At 37.6% G+C, this 17,153-nt stretch carries 15 protein-coding genes; 7 read left to right on the top strand and 8 right to left on the bottom strand.

Annotation, left to right across the window (positions count from 1 at the left end; all coding sequences use genetic code 11):
• Positions 1 to 58 precede the first annotated feature (58 nt).
• Genes epsC through A6B45_RS06135 form a run of 3 tightly spaced genes read right to left on the bottom strand, consistent with a single transcriptional unit; the run spans position 59 to position 2,631 of the window.
• Positions 59 to 553 carry a serine O-acetyltransferase EpsC gene (gene epsC / locus A6B45_RS06145; protein WP_072613803.1) on the bottom strand — a complete coding sequence of 165 codons (495 nt, stop codon included), beginning with the start codon at positions 551 to 553 and terminating at the stop codon, positions 59 to 61.
• A 13-nt stretch (positions 554 to 566) separates the two neighbouring features.
• Positions 567 to 1,706 carry a trans-sulfuration enzyme family protein gene (locus A6B45_RS06140; protein ID WP_072613802.1) on the bottom strand — a complete coding sequence of 380 codons (1,140 nt, stop codon included), beginning with the start codon at positions 1,704 to 1,706 and terminating at the stop codon, positions 567 to 569.
• A 10-nt stretch (positions 1,707 to 1,716) separates the two neighbouring features.
• Entirely contained in the window at positions 1,717 to 2,631 is a 915-nt protein-coding gene (locus A6B45_RS06135; RefSeq protein WP_072613801.1) for a PLP-dependent cysteine synthase family protein, read from the bottom strand.
• 432 nt (positions 2,632 to 3,063) lie between these two features.
• Between A6B45_RS06135 and A6B45_RS06130 the strand changes: the two genes are divergently transcribed.
• From A6B45_RS06130 to A6B45_RS06115, 4 genes are all read left to right on the top strand, one after another.
• Positions 3,064 to 5,418 (top strand): carbohydrate-binding domain-containing protein, encoded by a 2,355-nt coding sequence (locus A6B45_RS06130; protein WP_072613800.1) that lies wholly within the window; start codon positions 3,064 to 3,066, stop codon positions 5,416 to 5,418.
• 157 nt (positions 5,419 to 5,575) lie between these two features.
• Entirely contained in the window at positions 5,576 to 6,052 is a 477-nt protein-coding gene (locus A6B45_RS06125; protein ID WP_072613799.1) for an MscL family protein, read from the top strand.
• 340 nt (positions 6,053 to 6,392) lie between these two features.
• Positions 6,393 to 6,824: a universal stress protein gene (locus tag A6B45_RS06120; protein ID WP_010290893.1), complete on the top strand. Its 432-nt coding sequence runs from the start codon at positions 6,393 to 6,395 to the stop codon at positions 6,822 to 6,824.
• Between the two features lie 123 nt (positions 6,825 to 6,947).
• The gene (locus tag A6B45_RS06115; RefSeq protein WP_072613798.1) at positions 6,948 to 9,140 is read left to right on the top strand and encodes a Tex family protein; all 2,193 of its coding nucleotides are present in this window, start codon (positions 6,948 to 6,950) and stop codon (positions 9,138 to 9,140) included.
• Between the two features lie 59 nt (positions 9,141 to 9,199).
• Here A6B45_RS06115 and A6B45_RS06110 read toward each other — a convergent pair whose 3' ends face one another.
• Both A6B45_RS06110 and A6B45_RS06105 read right to left on the bottom strand, forming a co-directional pair.
• A complete protein-coding gene (locus tag A6B45_RS06110; protein ID WP_042251521.1) occupies positions 9,200 to 9,499 on the bottom strand; it encodes a hypothetical protein in 300 nt (99 codons plus the stop codon).
• Positions 9,499 to 10,362: an N-acetylmuramoyl-L-alanine amidase gene (locus tag A6B45_RS06105; protein ID WP_072613797.1), complete on the bottom strand. Its 864-nt coding sequence runs from the start codon at positions 10,360 to 10,362 to the stop codon at positions 9,499 to 9,501. The genes A6B45_RS06110 and A6B45_RS06105 overlap by 1 nt, the downstream gene beginning before the upstream one ends.
• 156 nt (positions 10,363 to 10,518) lie before the next feature.
• Here A6B45_RS06105 and A6B45_RS06100 point away from each other — a divergent pair, with 156 nt between their 5' ends.
• Positions 10,519 to 11,775 (top strand): acetate/propionate family kinase, encoded by a 1,257-nt coding sequence (locus A6B45_RS06100; RefSeq protein WP_072613796.1) that lies wholly within the window; start codon positions 10,519 to 10,521, stop codon positions 11,773 to 11,775.
• Positions 11,776 to 11,804: 29 nt separating this feature from the next.
• Here the strand turns inward: A6B45_RS06100 and A6B45_RS06095 are convergent, their stop codons facing one another.
• Positions 11,805 to 12,743, bottom strand: coding sequence for a dihydroorotate oxidase (locus A6B45_RS06095; protein WP_072613795.1), 939 nt, complete (start codon positions 12,741 to 12,743; stop codon positions 11,805 to 11,807).
• Between the two features lie 93 nt (positions 12,744 to 12,836).
• Between A6B45_RS06095 and A6B45_RS06090 the strand changes: the two genes are divergently transcribed.
• Together A6B45_RS06090 and dprA are read left to right on the top strand one after the other, a co-directional pair.
• Positions 12,837 to 14,714, top strand: a complete 1,878-nt coding sequence (locus tag A6B45_RS06090) for an ABC-F family ATP-binding cassette domain-containing protein (RefSeq protein WP_072613794.1) — start codon at positions 12,837 to 12,839, stop codon at positions 14,712 to 14,714.
• A 54-nt stretch (positions 14,715 to 14,768) separates the two neighbouring features.
• Positions 14,769 to 15,635 (top strand): DNA-processing protein DprA, encoded by an 867-nt coding sequence (dprA, locus tag A6B45_RS06085; RefSeq protein WP_072613793.1) that lies wholly within the window; start codon positions 14,769 to 14,771, stop codon positions 15,633 to 15,635.
• Positions 15,636 to 15,674: 39 nt separating this feature from the next.
• Here dprA and A6B45_RS10475 read toward each other — a convergent pair whose 3' ends face one another.
• Both A6B45_RS10475 and A6B45_RS06080 read right to left on the bottom strand, forming a co-directional pair.
• Entirely contained in the window at positions 15,675 to 15,818 is a 144-nt protein-coding gene (locus A6B45_RS10475; protein ID WP_011679995.1) for a hypothetical protein, read from the bottom strand.
• Positions 15,819 to 15,919: 101 nt separating this feature from the next.
• On the bottom strand, positions 15,920 to 17,056 hold the full coding sequence (locus A6B45_RS06080) for an alpha/beta fold hydrolase (protein WP_072613792.1): 1,137 nt from the start codon (positions 17,054 to 17,056) through the stop codon (positions 15,920 to 15,922).
• Positions 17,057 to 17,153: the final 97 nt, after the last annotated feature.

Raw genomic sequence — 17,153 nt, 5'->3', positions numbered from 1 at the left:
AGTAATCATAAAAAAATGACGCATTGGTACCGCATTAATTGATCTCGATAAAAAGCGACTAGACTAGGCGTGCAGGATTACCCACAGCAGTAGAATAGGCGGGGACATCGTTTAAAACAACTGCATTAGCACCCACTTTACTATTTGCACCGATAGTAATATTGCCCAATAGTTGCGCATGAGCACCAATGAAGCTGTAGCTCTCGATATGAGGGTGTCTACGTTCTGTCACCGTATGACGAGCACCCAGAGTGACGCCATGTAATATGGTTACACCATCGTCAATAATTGCAGTTTCACCAATAACAACACCTACGCCGTGATCAATAAACACGCCACGCCCAATTTGTGCACCGGGTGCAATAAATATATCAGTTCGTTTGGCTGACCAACGAGCAACGATAGCGGCAAGCAAATAACGGTGATGAATATGAAGCCAATGAGCAATGCGGTGAAACCACAGTGCATGTAAACCAGGGTAAGTTAAAATCACCATCACAAGGCTTTTTGCGGCCGGATCGCGCTTTAGAATTGATTTAGCAGTAAAAAACATTTTTTCTCCACTATTATTTCAATTGATTAAAACTTTGTTCTAGATCTTCAATTAAATCTGCAATATCTTCAACACCCACAGAGAGACGGATTAGTTCGTCTTGAATACCATGAGAAATTCGGATATTACGAGGAATGGCGCCGTGAGTCATTTTAGCTGGAATTTCAATTAGGCTTTCAAGTGCACCTAAACTCTCTGCTAAGGTAATGATTTTTAAGTTACTAATGAATTGTTCTGGATCTAGCCCAACCTTTAGCTCAAATGAAATCATGGCACCAAAACCATTCATCTGTTGTTTGGCTAAAGCGTGGTCAGGATTATCAGGATCACCAGGGAAATATATCTTAGCAACTTTATCTTGTGTTTTAAGGTAGTCAAATATTGTTTGAGCATTTGACTGGTGAGCACGCATTCTTAAACCGAGCGTTTTCATACCTCGTTGTAGGAGCCAACTTTCCTGAGGGGCCAGGATTGCACCAATCGCATTTTGTAAGAACTTAATTTTCTCACTAAGTTCCTCGCCTTTGGTAACAACTAAGCCAGCAATAAGGTCGCTATGACCACCTAAATACTTTGAAGCACTGTGAACAACAATATCCACACCTAAATCAATTGGTTTTTGTACATAGGGAGAAGCAAATGTGTTGTCAACAATACTTAATAAATTATGACGATGAGCAAGTTCAGAAATTGCCTTGATATCACTAATGCGTAATAGAGGATTAGTTGGTGTTTCAAGGTAAATGGCGACAGTATTATCTTGAATAGCTTCCTGAATAGCAGATAAATCACGGGTATCGACAATTGTAAATGTCTGACCTGTTCTTTTTAGAACATTGTCAATTAGCCTAAATGTACCACCATAAACATCGTTTCCAACAATAATGTGATCCCCAGATGAAAAAAGTGAAAAAATAGTACTTATCGCCGCAGATCCTGATGCAAAAGCAAAGCCAGCAGTACCATTTTCTAAGTCTGCAATTAAGCTTTCTACGGCTTCACGAGTTGGGTTACCAGATCTTGAATATTCATATTTTGCCTCGCCAATTTTAGTTTGCTTAAAGGTTGAAGCCATATGAATTGGGACAGATACGGCGCCAGTTGATTGGTCAAGACTAATGCCACCATGAATAAGTTGTGTATCAAATTTCATTTTTCTTTCCTCAGTTTCCATAAATATTTGTGCTCATGTATCGTTCGCTGCTGTCTGGGAATATCGTGACAATATTACTTTGTGGCGGTAATGTTTCTGCCATTTGTAAACTAGCAGCTAAGGCTGCGCCACTTGAACTACCGATAAAAAGTCCTAGGTTCTCGGCAACATATCGAACTTGCTGAAAGGCACTGTCATCGCTAATAGTTAATGTTTTGTCAATGTGAATTGATTCGAAGAATGGTGGCACAAATTCAACACCAATACCTTCTGTGCGGTGAGCATGCGCTGGGCCACCATTTAAAATAGATCCTTCGGGTTCTACAACAATATTTTTTATAGTTGCATCATATTCACTAAGGTATTTGGCAATTCCAGCAAAAGTTCCACCACTACCAGCACCAGCAACAAAAGCATCAATCTTTTCGTTTTTCAAGTCTTTAACGATTTCTGGTGCTAGCGTTTGGTAATATGTTTCAGGATTAGCAGGATTAGCAAATTGCATTGGTAAGTAGCTGTTTTCAATTTCGGCTGCTAACGCTTTTGCTTTGGAAATGGCACCTTTAATGCCTTCGCTAGAAGGTGTGTTGATGATTGTTGCGCCTAATGCTTTCATGAGTTGCTGTTTTTCAGCGCTGAATTTCTCAGGTACAACAAGAATAGTGGGTAATTTATATTGTTGCGCTGCTAATGCCAAGCCAATACCAGTATTTCCGGCAGTCGGTTCAATAATCGTTGAATTTTGATTAATTAGATTTCGCTGCCAAGCATCTGATATTAAGAATTGTCCTAAACGGTCTTTAATGCTACCACCAGGATTGAACATCTCCAGTTTTGCAAAAATGCGACTTTGGTTTGGGACAGGTATTTGCAGTTCAATTATCGGTGTTTGGCCAACTAATTGATGTATGTTTTTGATTAGCATAATGTATCCTTGTATATTTTCTTAGTAAAAAACAAACAAAAAACGCGAAAATTCAATTGAATTCCCGCGTTTTGATAGTTTAACTGTGTAAGTAGAAAATTTTAAGTTATGATATACCCAAAAAATTCATGCTCAATAAACAGTACAACATCGAAAACGCGTTGTACTGCAGCATGTTGAATTAAATGTAGCAAAAGGTAACACCATAATGAACTCCTAGTTATGAATTGAGTTAAATATACTATAGATAAAATATTTTGTCAAACAATGTTGGAAGTGATTTTAATATTGATAGAATTTTAAATTAATCCTCTTTTAATTTCCAGTCTATATGATAAACGTATGCCAATTAAGGGTTGTCACAATGATGTGACTTTCAATGAGTAATTTGATCTCTGCTGGTAAAACACTACTGAATAAGTGAGGAAAAAAATGAATAAAAAGTCTCAGGTTGCACATGCTGTTATTTCAAAACGCTATAAAATGTATAAGGCTGGTAAGGTTTGGCTATTTGCTGGTTTATCTGCCTTAGTTATTGGTGGTCTTGGTCAAATCACTGCTAGTGCGGATACCACATCGACAGACTCTATCTATACGACGGACACAGCATCAACAACAGATAGTGCAAGCGACACAACAAGCAGTACGACGGATGCATCATCAACAACAGAGAGCACAAGCGAGACAACAAGCGGTGCGACGGAAGCATCAACGACGGCTGATAGCACAAGCGAGACAACAAGCGGTGCGACGGAAGCATCAACGACGGCTGATAGTACAAGTGATACAACAAGCAGTACGACGGATGCATCATCAACATCAACAGCAGATAGCACAAGCGAGACAACAAGCGGTGCGACGGAAACATCAACGACGGCTGATAGTACAAGTGACACAACAAGCAGTACGACGGATACATCATCAACAGCAGATAGCACAAGTGATACAACAAGCAGTGCGACAGAGGAGTCAACAACGGCTGATAGTACAGGCGAGACAACAAGCAGTGCGGCAGCTACATCAACAGCAGCTGATAGCACAAGCGAGACAACGAGCAGTACGACAGATACATCAAAATCAGATTCTGATAGTACAGGCGAGACAACAAGTAGCGTGACTGACATAACAAGTAATACGTTAAATGCATCTACGGGAAACACGAGTAATATAACATTCAATTCATCTTCAGCAACAATTACAGGAGATGGTGCAACTAGTGATGGAAACACAGTTACAATTAACGAAGCTGGGACTTACAATATTGAGGGTACAGCGACTGATGCACAAATAATTGTTAACGCACCAATAACTGCGGCAGTAAAGTTAGTATTTAACAATGTTGATTTAGCCAACCAAATTGGTGCTGTGCTTAATGGTAAGCAATTTGGTAGTTTGTCGATTGAAGTAGTGGGTACAAATAATATCACAACTTCTGTAGTCGTTGAAGATGAAGAGTCATTAGATACAACAAATCCGAATGGCGCCATATATGCTAATGGCGACTTAACAATTGATGGTGATGGTACCTTAAATATTAGTTCAACTATGAATGGTATATCCTCTGATGGTACCTTAACTATTAATTCTGGTACGTTAAATATTACTAAGTCGTATGAAGCTTTGGAAGGGGAAATCGTAACAATTAACGGTGGAACGATTAACCTGAATTCAAGTGACGATATTATCAATGCTCAGTTAGATCAAACTAAATACGATGCAGGATCTACTGACACACAAGCAATTAATATTAATGGTGGCATCTTAACCATCCGAGGAAATGGTGATGGGTTAGATTCCAACGGTGACATCAATATTAGTGGCGGTACAATCATAGATTTAATTAATTCAACGCCTGATAATGGTGCGATTGATGCAGATGGGACAATTACATTTACAGGTGGAACAATTATTTGGGGCGGAACCGGAACTGAAGGGACGCCAGATACGGAATCAACTCAAAGCTATGTAGCTATTGGATCCGTAACAGCTGGGGCAACAATTGTTATTTCAAAAGATGGGCAGGAAATTTTCTCCACAACTATTCCTGACGCGACAACGTATCTAAATATCTCAACGGAGGGCATTGTATCTGGTGAAACGTATCAAGTAAGCGTTAACGGTACCTCAAAGGATATCATTGCTGGTCAAGGTGGTGGCTCAGGTATGACCGCTGTAGATGGTATGGATAACATGGGGACACCACCAGATGGCCAATTTGGTCAAGGAACTTTTCCAGGTAATGGTAGTTTTCCTAGTGGAGAAGCACCTGCAAATAAGCCGGATAGTGCACCGTCAGCACCATCAGGAGAGAGTATCCCAAGTACTTCTGAAAACAATGCCCAAGAATCAACTAATAACAGTGCGTCAGCAGATAATGATTCGGCCACATCGTCAGCGCCCAAAACAGAAGATGCTTCAACAGTAGTTGCAGAAGACTCTATTGGCGAAACGGACACAAACTCATCCAATACGGTTGAGTCACTTGACAGCACTGTAACAGTTACGGCTGACTCAGAAAGCAACGATGCTGAACAAACGCTTCAAACAAGTAATGATCCCGCAGACAATGTTTTATCAGTGACGACTGCCACTAATAAAACATCAATAACAAGCGAAAATGATGACAAAGCCGAGAGTACAAAAGTCGCTACTTCATCATCCTCATCCTTACCAAAAACAGGGACTAGTAACGCTAGTGTGCTGTCTAGTTTAATTGCAATATTGGTACAGGTTGGTTTGTTAGCTGGATTAAGAGCTAAGTATAGAACATCAAAAGGGACTAAATAATAATTATTTTCATGAATCGCTAGAAAACCGTTTATTATAAACGGTTTTTTGATTAGAATGGTTAGTTGAAAAATTTAGTGCAACATGGAATAATAAACAGGTAATTATTAAACATTATTTTGTCATTATACTAATGGCAGACTAAAAGGATGAAAATATGCAAAAAATAAAACTACCAATAACCGATAATATTGCTACCGAACAGGTTAATGAATTTAGAAAGTTTATAACTTCTCCAGCCATTATTCAGTTATCTATTGGTGTCATCGTCGGTGGCAGTTTGACTGATTTAATCAAGAGTGTGATTAGTTTTGCTTCTAATTTGTTTTATTATTTGTCTTTACTGCTATTTTCAAAAAACCACTCGGCCAAAAGTAACTTAGTTTTGGACCCATTGCGCACTGTTTTTGAAAACTTTCTAACGTTATGTACTATTGCTGCATGTGTCTTTTTCTTTGTTAAATTGGTCAATAAATTTTTAATCAAAGAGGCCTCAGAGACTTTGGGTTATAACGCACAACTTGAAGAAACGAAAAAGTTGATTAAGATACAGCATGAAACCAATGAGCTACTCAAGAAATCAGTTAATCTGCAAGAAAAATTATTGAATCAAACCGAAGAGAAAAGGGATTGATTCATATCAAGCAGAGACTTTTTGGCCAACCTGTAAGCGTTTGCAAAAGAAATCAATAAGGGTTATACTGAAGTTATAGGTTAGATGAGTTTCTAGAGACGGTTAGCTGACCCCAAAACAACTTGTGCGTAGTTTATGCTATCAGTTTACAAGTATTGCCACGTGCATGATGTTAAATGACTAGTTTAAGCAAGATGATGATTATGTTCCCCAAAGTAAGAACCTTGGGCAGTTTTCGTCAAGGAGCAAGTTGTTTTTTGTTACTCAAAACGATGGTATGCTAACAGATAATTTATTTAAGTAGCGTAGCATGCATGATTATATCAGAGAGGAAGCACTTATGATTAGTAGAATTGTTGTTGCGATAGACGGTAGCGAAGCCGCTCAAAGAGCTGTCGATTTTAGCGTCGAATTGGCAAAGAAATTTGATGCTAAAATAGATATTGTTAATGTAATTCAGTATCCAACCATCACTTATTACGACTCTGACCAATCTTTTTATGATTCTTTGGTTCAGAGAATGACTAATACAGCATCAGCAAAACTTGATGAGGCAGCGGCTGTTGTCAAAGATGCTGAAATTGCAGTTGATACACATGTCTTACAGGGTGATGCTCGTTTTGTTTTGGCAGATCAGGTCCCTGAACAACTCAGTCCTGATTTAATCGTAATGGGAAAAACCGGTACTAATATTGTTATGCGTGTGTTCATGGGTTCAACGGCTCGATATGTTTCAGAGCATGCTGAAACCAGTGTACTGTTAGTGCAATAAATTTGATAAAGATGACTACGCTACTTTTTAGTAGTGTTTTTTTTGTGTAGTCGTGCTTATTATTCTAAATATATTCCATCAATAATCTAGTATAATGGTTTTTGTGGAGGAAACACACTAAACATGACAGAATTAATACAACATGAGTCAACGCAAGACGTTATTGCGCAAAGTGTTGCGGCTAAAGTAACGAATATAACTAAAAAGCAAATTAATGCTACACTAACCTTGCTTAACGAAGGATCAACTGTCCCTTTCATCGCCAGATATCGAAAAGAAATGACGGGTGAACTGGATGAAGTACAGATTCGTGATATCCAATCTATTGCAAAAAGGTCAAAAGAGTTAGTAGAACGAAAAAATACAGTTTTAAAAGCCATTTTTGAACAACGTAAATTAACTGATGCTTTGCAAAAGAGTATTCAAAACGCTCAGACGCTTCAGGAACTGGAAGATATATATTTACCATATAAACAAAAACGGCGGACCAAGGCGATGGTTGCACGGGAAAATGGTCTGCAACCACTTGCCGACTGGTTAATGACGCATATTAATAATAATATTGATGAGGTTCTTCCAAATTACGTTAATGAAGATTTACCAACGATGGTTGATGTGCGTGCAGGAGTGCATGAAATTTTGGCTGAACAAATCGGCGAAAAGGCTAATTATCGTCAGTGGCTACGCTTGAGAATGGCTGTAGATGGGATGTTGGTTTCTAGTTTAAAGCGTGGTATGGCTGACAAAGATGAGCAAAAAGTTTACGAGCAATATTACGATTTCACTGAAACAATTAAATCACTTCTTAACAATAAGTTTCGTATTTTAGCGGTAAATAGAGGTGAAAAGGAGGGCATATTATCTGTAAAAATTGATTTTTCTGAGGCACGTATGATGCACTTTATTCAAACGAAAGAGTTGAATGGACAAAATCCAACAGGCCAGGGATATGAGATATTGCACCATGCCATTGAAGATGCTTATAAACGTTTTATTCGTCCAGCAGTCGAAAGAGAAATTAGACAAGAATTGACAATCCAAGCACAAGAACAAGCCATTAAGGTATTTGGCGACAATCTTTATCATCTTTTGATGCAAGCTCCTCTGAAGAATAAAATTGTGATGGGGTTTGATCCAGGATTTCGTACAGGATCAAAATTAGCAATTATTGATAGCAATGGCAAATTTTTAGCTAAGCAGGTTATCTATCCGCATAAACCAGCTAATGTGCAGAAACGAGCCGAAGCAATTAGCATTTTCAAACAGTTGGTATCAGACTACAAGGTAGAGCTGGTAGCAATTGGGAATGGCACAGCGTCTCGTGAATCTGAAGAGTTTGTTGCGGAAAATCTACCGACTGGTGTAAAGTATACTATTGTCAACGAAGCGGGCGCCTCCGTATATTCTGCTTCCGAACAGGCGCGGGAAGAATTTCCCGATTTGCACGTGGAAGAGCGTAGTGCGATTTCTATTGGGCGCCGGATTCAGGATCCGTTAGCTGAGTTAATCAAAATTGATCCAAAGTCCGTTGGTGTTGGCCAATATCAGCATGATTTGAATGCAAAAACACTAGATGAACAAGTAGACAACGTTGTCGAAACAGCAGTTAACCAAGTTGGAGTTAATTTAAATACAGCTTCACCAGCGTTATTAGCTCACATTGCAGGTCTAAATAAAAATTTGGCTCAAAATATCGTTAATTATCGAAACGATTTTGGTGAATTTACGTCGCGTACACAAATCAAGAAAGTACCACGTTTAGGACCTAAAGCGTATGAACAGGCTGCTGGATTTTTACGTATTGTGGATGGTAAGAATATATTAGATAACACGGATATTCATCCAGAAAGTTATGCCGCTGCTAAAAAGTTATTGTCATTAGCAAACATAAGCCCAGTAAACCTAGCGACAGATGAAGCTAATGCGGTATTGAACCGATTAGATAATGAGCACACAGCGGAGCAATTAGATGTTGGTATACAAACGTTGCATGATATGGTAATGAGCTTACAAAAACCGGGACGAGATGGTCGTTCAGAAATGGTAGGGGCATTGCTAAAATCTGATGTTATGCACATTGAAGATTTGAAAGCAGGTATGAAACTACAAGGTACCGTTCGCAATGTTGTGGATTTTGGTGCATTTGTGGATCTGGGTGTCAAACACGATGGACTTGTGCATATTTCTAGAATGAGTACACGTCGTATTAAACATCCATCTGAAATTGTATCCGTTGGTGATATTGTTGAGGTCTGGATTGTTGATGTTGATGAAAAAAGAAATCGCATTGGATTAACCATGTTGACGCCGCAATAACAGACGTTGCTTATAATAAAAAAACCTTACCGCTTAGCAGGTAAGGTTTTTAATTTTCATTAATCAACTAGAGGTAAGATATTAACAATGGCGATACGATCACTTTCATCGTTTTTCAAGCGAGTAATAATTTCGTTATAACGATCTTCGGACAATGGTTCCTTGCGATCAAATGATAATATTTTGTTTTCAATGTGATTACTAGTACTAGGATATTGTTCGATACGGTAGATAATAAGTAATTTTTTATAAGCAAACGGTTGGACAATCATACCATCTAAACGATTTTCAACTGTTTCTGTGGCTTGATTGGCTGCATGTTCTTCAATTTGTGATTTTGCTTTTTTAAATAGTGACATTATTTCATCTCCGTGTTTTGTTTAAAGTAAGTCGTTAGGGCCGTAGTTAAGTTTTTGGCAATTTTCTTTTGATAACTGCTTTTACGAATATATTTCAAGTCAGCATTGTTATTGATGAAGCCATTCTCAAGTAAAATTGCAGGTTGACTAGTATTTTTTATTGCTATATAAGCAGCTGTATCAACACCACGGTTATTCAACGGCATATTATTTAATGAGGAGCTAACTACTTCTGCTAGCGTTTTAGAATTTTTGTGATAATAATATTGTGAAATACCGGTTGCTTTGGTACCTTCTGCTGAAGAATCAAAGTGAAAGGATATCTGTGCATCGGCTTTATTCTTTTCGCCAGGAATGGGTATTTCCAAAAGTGGCACAATTTTATCACTGTCTCTTGTCATGATGACACGAGCACCAGTCGATTTTAAGGCCGCCCTAACATGCCTTGCAGTGCGCAAAGTGTATGTTTTTTCTTTGTACTTGCCGTTTGATGATAGGGCACCGGTATCGGAACCGCCGTGACCAGGGTCTAAAACAATAGTGGCTTCACTAATCGGTTTTGCTGTTTTTAAGATGGTTGAATTTGCCACCCAACTGGCCACCCAGCCGACTTTTTCATTGTCAGAACGGCGAACTTGCCACCAGCCATGTTTCTTGTCTATTACAATTAATCGTGTACCACTTTTTAGTGAAGCTAATGATTTGTATTGTCGCCCAGGGCCATTTCGAAACTGAACATTGTTGGGATGGGTAATAATCTCTTCTTTTGAAACGAGTGAAATAATTAATCCTACCACTGTAATTAATATACTGACAGTAATGATAATGCCAATCAAATTACTTAAAAGCCATTTTTTAACCATAATATCCTTGCGCACATTTTCTATTTATATATAGTAGTTTACCATATTTTTATTTTTGAAAACGCTTACTTAATTTTGAATATATTATCGTTATTATCTTAAATTTACTGTATAATATAGTTTTAGAAAAGAAAAGGATTAAAAGAGTAGACGCAGATGTCAAAAATAATGGCAGTAAACGCCGGAAGTTCTTCACTTAAGTTTCAATTGTTAGAAATGCCCGAGGAAATAGTTATTACACAAGGGGTAATCGAACGAATTGGTATGGACGATGCAATCATTACAATTAAGTATGGTGCAGATGTTGAACCTGTTCGTTTGGTTGGTACTGAAGATGGTACAATTTCATTAACTAAAAGTGGTGATCAGAAATATGAAGCTGAATTACCAATTAAAAATCATCATGAAGCGATTGATTTGATGTTAAAAAAGTTATCAGATTTAGGAATTATTAAAGATTTTCAAGAAATAACAGGTGTCGGCCATCGCGTTGTTGCTGGTGGTGAATGGTTCAATCATTCAGTTATTGTTGATGATGAGGTGTTATCCAAGATAGATCGCTTAGCTGATTACGCACCATTGCACAACCCAGCTAATGCAATGGGAATTCGGGCATTCCAAAAATTGTTGCCACATGCAACTTCTGTTGCAGTGTTTGATACATCATTTCATCAAACAATGCCTGAAAAAAATTATCTATATAGCTTGCCATATGAATATTACGCACGCTACGGTGCTCGTAAATATGGTGCGCATGGAACTTCACACCGTTATGTAACTGAACGAGCGGCAGACAAATTAGGAATACCATTAGATGAATTCAATGCGATTTCATTTCATTTGGGTGCTGGAGCGTCAGTAACGGCAATTAAAAATGGTAAGTCATACGATACGTCAATGGGATTCACACCGCTTGCTGGCTTGACAATGGCGACTCGTTCTGGAGATGTGGATCCATCATTAATTTATTATATTCAAGAACGTGAAGGCCTTTCAAATGAAGAAATGCTTAATGTCTTAAATAAAAAGTCTGGTCTATTAGGTATCTCAACTATTTCAAGTGACATGCGTGATTTGGAAAATGTTCAGGAAACCAATACTCATGCGCAATTGGCATTGGACATGTTCTACGATCGTGTGATTCGTTATGCAGGGCAGTATTTTGCTGAACTAGGTCGTGTGGATGCTATTATTTTCACAGCAGGTATCGGTGAAAACGATGCAGTAACACGCGCTAAAGTATTGAAATCATTGGCATTTGCAGGCGTTGATCTAGATGAAGAAGCAAACAATGTTCGTGGTAAAGAAACAATTATTACATCGTCCAGTTCTAAAGTAACTGGGTTATTGATTCCGACAAATGAGGAATTAATGATTGCACGTGATGTGGTAACATTACAAAACACAAAATAAAAAAGTTGGCGTAAGCCAACTTTTTTTATTTACTCAATTATTTTCAACTGCCCACGAACTTCATCAAGAGAATTATAGCCTTTTTCTGTTAAAATAGCTGTTAACTCTTTTTCCAAACGTTCAAAAACAGATATTCCTTCGATTGCTAATTGTGAACCAACTTCAACTAAGTCAGCGCCACACAAAACGTGTTCATAAACATCACGTCCAGAAGTAACCCCACCAGTACCAATCATTTTAATAGTTGGGCTTAACCGCTGACGTAGTGCTCTAACATTGGCTAGCGCTGTTGCTTTGACAATGGGACCACCGACACCACCAAAACCACCTTTTGGTTTAATCACAACTGTGTCAGTTTCTTCATCAATCACTAGGCCATTACCAATTGAGTTGATGGCATTGACAAAGGCTAATGGAAATTTATTTAAAATATTTGCAATATTGTCAAAATGCACAATATCAAAGTAGGGTGGCAACTTAACGCCAAGAGGCTTGGTGAAAAATGAAAATACTTCAGTTAAAATTTCTTCAGTTGTTTCAAAATCATAAGCTGTTTGAGGCTTGCCGGGCACATTAGGACAAGATAGATTTAGTTCAACAAGGCCATTGAATTTTGATTCTTCTATCTTGTGCAACATATCTAAGTTCTCTTGCTTGGATAAACCAGCAACTGAGAAGAAGATTGGCTTGTCTGTTTGTTTTTGGGTAACATAATCCATGTAATATGCAAAGCCCTCATTTGGTAAGCCCATTGAATTAATCGTGCCTAAGCCATTGGTCAATTCATGATATCGAGGCGAGACGTTCCCTGGGCGAAGGCTTGGAGTTGCTGATTTCGTCACAACAGCGCCCGTGTAGTCAGATGCTAGAACACTATCTAATTCGTCGCTAGTCTGGCACACAACACCTGCAGCGTTGAGTAAAATGTGGTCGAAGTTGAAACCAGCGATGTTAGCAGTTAAATTCATGAAAATAATCCTTTCTGTTACCTTAAAATGGTTATCTTATTATATCTAAAACTTATTGAGATATAAACCCCCAATAATGGTTATAATAGTATTATGAAACAATTTAGAGTAGACAATTTAAAAAGTACATATGGCGAAAAGGTTCTTTTCAATGATATTTCATTTTTGATTACGGAAGGTGATCGAATTGGTTTAATTGGTGTAAACGGCAGTGGAAAAACTTCTCTTCTGAATGCCATTTCTGGCAAAAAGCCAGCTGATGCTGGAACAATCACGAAGCAAAATGACTATACAATCGGATATCTGGCGCAAGAGCCGTATTTGGATGACCATTCCTTATTGATGGATGCAATCTTGTCTGGTGATCAACCAGTATTCCAGACGATACGACAGTATGAATATGCGTTGCGGAAATTCGGAGAGCAGCCCACAGATGAAAAAGTTGCCCAAAATTTTGAAAAAGCACAAGATGCCATGGACCGAGATGATGCCTGGACAACGGAATCTCAGGTAAAAACAATTCTAACACAGCTACATATGCCAGAGTTGCATAAAAAAGTGAGCGAACTTTCAGGGGGACAACGGAAAAGAGTTGGATTAGCCCAAGTCTTGATTCAAGAGCCAGACTTATTGATATTGGATGAACCTACTAACCATTTAGATTTTGATTCTATTTCTTGGTTAGAAAAGTATTTAGCTACCTATAAGGGGGCAGTTTTAGTTGTTACTCATGATCGTTATTTTTTGGATGCTGTCACAACAAGAATATTCGAATTATCATTTGGCGATTTGTATGAATATCAAGGTAACTACCAAGATTATATGAGTGGAAAGTCTCAGCGTATTGAGCAGGGCAAGGTCGCTGAACACAAGCAACAGCAACTATACAAACAAGAGCTAGCATGGATGCGTAAATCTGCTCGTGCCCGAACAACCAAACAAAAAGGGCGAGAGAATGCTTTTGCTGAGCTAGAAGCTAACATGGGTACACTACAGCTCGATGAAGATGTTGCTGTTAATCTTGGACAGCAACGTTTAGGAAAAAAAGTAATTGTTATTGAAGATGCGACTATTCAATTTGACAATAAAAAAATATTTGAAAATTTCAATTTACGAGTTTCCTCAGGTGATCGTATAGGTATTACAGGTGCCAATGGCGCGGGAAAATCTACTTTTTTGAATGCAATAGCTGGGAGAGTGCCATTAACTAGCGGAATCATTGAATTAGGTGAAACTGTAAAGATGGCTTATTATACACAGGTTACTGAAGAGATTCCAGATGATAAGCGTGTGATTGCTTATTTGTCAGACGTTGCAACTACTGTAAAGGACAAAGACGGGAATCAAATTAGTGTCTCGGACTTATTAGAGCAATTTCTATTTCCACCATTTATGCATGGGACATTAATTCGGCAGTTGTCTGGTGGTGAAAAAAGGCGACTGTACTTATTGAAACTGCTACTACAACAACCTAATGTGCTTTTGCTTGATGAGCCGACGAATGATCTTGATATTGGAACATTAACTGTTCTAGAAGATTTCCTGTCTGGTTTTGCTGGGGCCGTAATTACTGTTTCCCATGATCGTTATTTTTTGGATAAAGTTGCTAATCAACTATATATGTTTGAAGGGAATGGTGTTGTCAAACGCTTTGATGGCCTGTTCAGTGACTATCTGGCGATGGACTTAGCGAAATCAGCACCAGCACAAAAAGAAGAAAAAGTAGTTACTGATAAGAAGCCGCAAAAAAAGAAGTTAACATACAATGAAAAAAAAGAGTGGCAAACAATTGAAGATGATATAGCTTCAATTGAACAAAGAATCTCTGAAATTCCTGAAGAGATGGCTCAAAATGGTACAAATTATGTCTTGTTAGGCGATTTACAAAAAGAGTTAGATTCGCTAAATGAGGCCCTGGAAGAAAAAATGAATCGCTGGGAATATTTGAGTGAAATTGTGGAAGGCTTGTGATAAATCATAAGCTTTTTATTTTTGGGTTTCGTATTATTTCAAGAGGAAAATAATATGATTTTAAAACAGTTTTTATTAGGTTTACATTTAACTTCAGGCATTGGTCATGCTGGAGAAAAGCGAGTGATTGAAGTAATTGATAAACATTTGATATCGGAGAATTATCCTTGGAATATTGAAACTTTACTAGCAGTAGTCAAACCATTACCGCAACATATTGCTAAAATAAAAGCTACATATGCAGTAGCTTGTCAGAAGGCAGCAACAAGTCAGGAAAATTATTTTACTTATTTTGATGACTGTTATCCGATACAACTAAAAGAAATATTTGACCCGCCATTAATTCTTTTTTATGAAGGTAATTTAAACGCACTGAAATTACCTAATTTAGCAGTAGTGGGCACAAGAACTGCAACGCCCTATGGACTAGAGTGTTTACGATCACTATTGCCAAACGTAATAAATAGAGGGACAGCCATTGTTTCGGGACTAGCTAACGGTATCGATGTAATGGCGCACCAAGTTACATTTGCCAATCAGGGTGTGCCTATAGCAGTTATAGGGACTGGCTTGAACATTGCTTATCCTGCAAAGAATAGAGTATTACAACAACAAGTTGCACAACATGGCATTGTCTTAAGTGAATATGCACATGATGTTGGGCCACATAAGTCTCATTTTCCAGCAAGAAACCGTATCATTGCGGGTCTATCATCGGCTACATTGGTTATTGAAGCTAAAATAAAGTCTGGAAGTTTAATAACTGCCAACTATGCGCTGCAAAATAACAGAGAAGTGTTGTCTGTACCAGGGCCTATTTTCTCTGAAAATTCTCAGGGAACTAATGAGTTATTACAATTAGGTGCAAAATTAATTAGTCGATCAGAAGAAGTCGTTGAAAGTGTGCGAACCTTTAGCTGATTAATTTAGTTTTTTTCGAACAAACAAAAAACAAGATAATTACTTATCTTGTTTTTTTGCTTGTGAAAGTAAGGCTGACTTGATAGCAGCGACTTTTTCGGCTTTAGTAGCTTGCGTTTGTTGACTAGACTTGTACTTAGCATTAGCCTGTTTCTGTTTAAAGTCAATTTGATATCGTCCCATGTTTTTAAACTCCTTTTGAAGTTCCCATTATACCATAGGTTCAGATTTCAAAAAAATGAATCGGATAAAATAACCAAAAGTATTGATTAAACCAGCGTATTTTAACCCTCACTGTGTACGGCTAAAAATTTTTGAATGGCAACTAAAGCTAAATCATACCTTCCAGCTTGACAATGCTGTTCACCACCAGTTTCTTTAGTGAAAATTTTAGTTTCAAGTGATTTTGCGTTTGTTAATTCTTGTTGTTCTAGTACCAAGTCATTAAAAGGGACGTATTGATCATCCTTTCCGGCGAGTAATAATACATTTTGATTCACTAAATGTCCAATTCCTTTCACTGTATGCTTTTCAATTTCTTTTAGTAGTGAGTAAGGGGTGTTAGTACCAGTATTTTCATAACCTTTTGTAAAGAGAAAGGTTAAGTTGGCATCAGAATTAATCAAAGGAGGGACTAATTGATTTGTTTTTTCAACATCGTTATTTTGTAGTAATTGACGAATATGATTTCGTGTGTCTTTTGAAAAATCTTTTAAAAAAGTATTTAATCCGTCATAAAAGAAATCATAACAAACAACGTTCTTGATTCGCTTTTCGTAGGCAGCAGCACGAATAACGAAATAACCGCCCCATGAAACACCCATCGCATCAACTTCGTCTAAATTAAAATAATCAATGATTGCACTGACAGGATTTTCAAAATATGGTGTGAACTTGATGTTATTATCAATTAAGGCTCGTCCTTGACCGGGGCCGTCAAATAAAATCACATTATAATCGGTTCCTTTAAAAAAATTGACCGCAATTAATATTTCTTCCATAAAACTATCAAAACCGTTGATGATAATCAAAGTTTTAGTGGCTGTGGGATTTATATTGACCTTTATGGCAGGCAAAAATGTTTTTTGATAGGGCACTTGATAACTATTATAATCAATTTCAGTATGTGCACGGTAAAAATTATTTAAGTATCGATGAACAACCGTTTGCTTATTTTCGTCACCTTGGTTTAAGTAAAACTGAGCAAGGCCAAAATAAGCGCAAGCGAGAGCATGATCTTCTTCTTTTTCTCTTAATTCACCGAATGAGAACCAAGTTTCGTACCAAGAAGCATCATTTGTTAGTTTAGGTATGATTATTTTTAAATCATCTTTCACTTTTGAACTTTCTTTGATTCCTTCAAGTTGACGATTTATTTGCAAATTCCATTGTGGGTTATTTTCGATATATTCATAAAACATATTAGTGCCTCTTTCTTTATTTGTTGAACTCATTATAATTAATAAAATAAGGTCAAACAATTATCAGTTGATGTTAATAATGTCCATAAATGGACGA

The organism is Leuconostoc suionicum, from assembly GCF_001891125.1.
GTDB lineage: Bacteria > Bacillota > Bacilli > Lactobacillales > Lactobacillaceae > Leuconostoc > Leuconostoc suionicum.
The sequence above is the reverse complement of the archived record's forward strand: the minus strand, read 5'-3'. Positions and strand labels throughout refer to the sequence as shown.

Bases quoted from the DNA above. Each gene is read 5' to 3' on its own strand.
- A6B45_RS06135 (WP_072613801.1), bottom strand. From the start codon at position 2,631: ATGCTAATCAAAAACATACATCAATTAGTTGGCCAAACACCGATAATT.
- A6B45_RS06100 (WP_072613796.1), top strand. From the start codon at position 10,519: ATGTCAAAAATAATGGCAGTAAACGCCGGAAGTTCTTCACTTAAGTTT.
- A6B45_RS06130 (WP_072613800.1), top strand. From the start codon at position 3,064: ATGAATAAAAAGTCTCAGGTTGCACATGCTGTTATTTCAAAACGCTAT.
- A6B45_RS06115 (WP_072613798.1), top strand. From the start codon at position 6,948: ATGACAGAATTAATACAACATGAGTCAACGCAAGACGTTATTGCGCAA.
- A6B45_RS06140 (WP_072613802.1), bottom strand. From the start codon at position 1,706: ATGAAATTTGATACACAACTTATTCATGGTGGCATTAGTCTTGACCAA.
- A6B45_RS06125 (WP_072613799.1), top strand. From the start codon at position 5,576: ATGCAAAAAATAAAACTACCAATAACCGATAATATTGCTACCGAACAG.
- epsC (WP_072613803.1), bottom strand. From the start codon at position 553: ATGTTTTTTACTGCTAAATCAATTCTAAAGCGCGATCCGGCCGCAAAA.
- dprA (WP_072613793.1), top strand. From the start codon at position 14,769: ATGATTTTAAAACAGTTTTTATTAGGTTTACATTTAACTTCAGGCATT.
- A6B45_RS10475 (WP_011679995.1), bottom strand. From the start codon at position 15,818: ATGGGACGATATCAAATTGACTTTAAACAGAAACAGGCTAATGCTAAG.
- A6B45_RS06110 (WP_042251521.1), bottom strand. From the start codon at position 9,499: ATGTCACTATTTAAAAAAGCAAAATCACAAATTGAAGAACATGCAGCC.
- A6B45_RS06080 (WP_072613792.1), bottom strand. From the start codon at position 17,056: ATGTTTTATGAATATATCGAAAATAACCCACAATGGAATTTGCAAATA.
- A6B45_RS06120 (WP_010290893.1), top strand. From the start codon at position 6,393: ATGATTAGTAGAATTGTTGTTGCGATAGACGGTAGCGAAGCCGCTCAA.
- A6B45_RS06105 (WP_072613797.1), bottom strand. From the start codon at position 10,362: ATGGTTAAAAAATGGCTTTTAAGTAATTTGATTGGCATTATCATTACT.
- A6B45_RS06095 (WP_072613795.1), bottom strand. From the start codon at position 12,743: ATGAATTTAACTGCTAACATCGCTGGTTTCAACTTCGACCACATTTTA.
- A6B45_RS06090 (WP_072613794.1), top strand. From the start codon at position 12,837: ATGAAACAATTTAGAGTAGACAATTTAAAAAGTACATATGGCGAAAAG.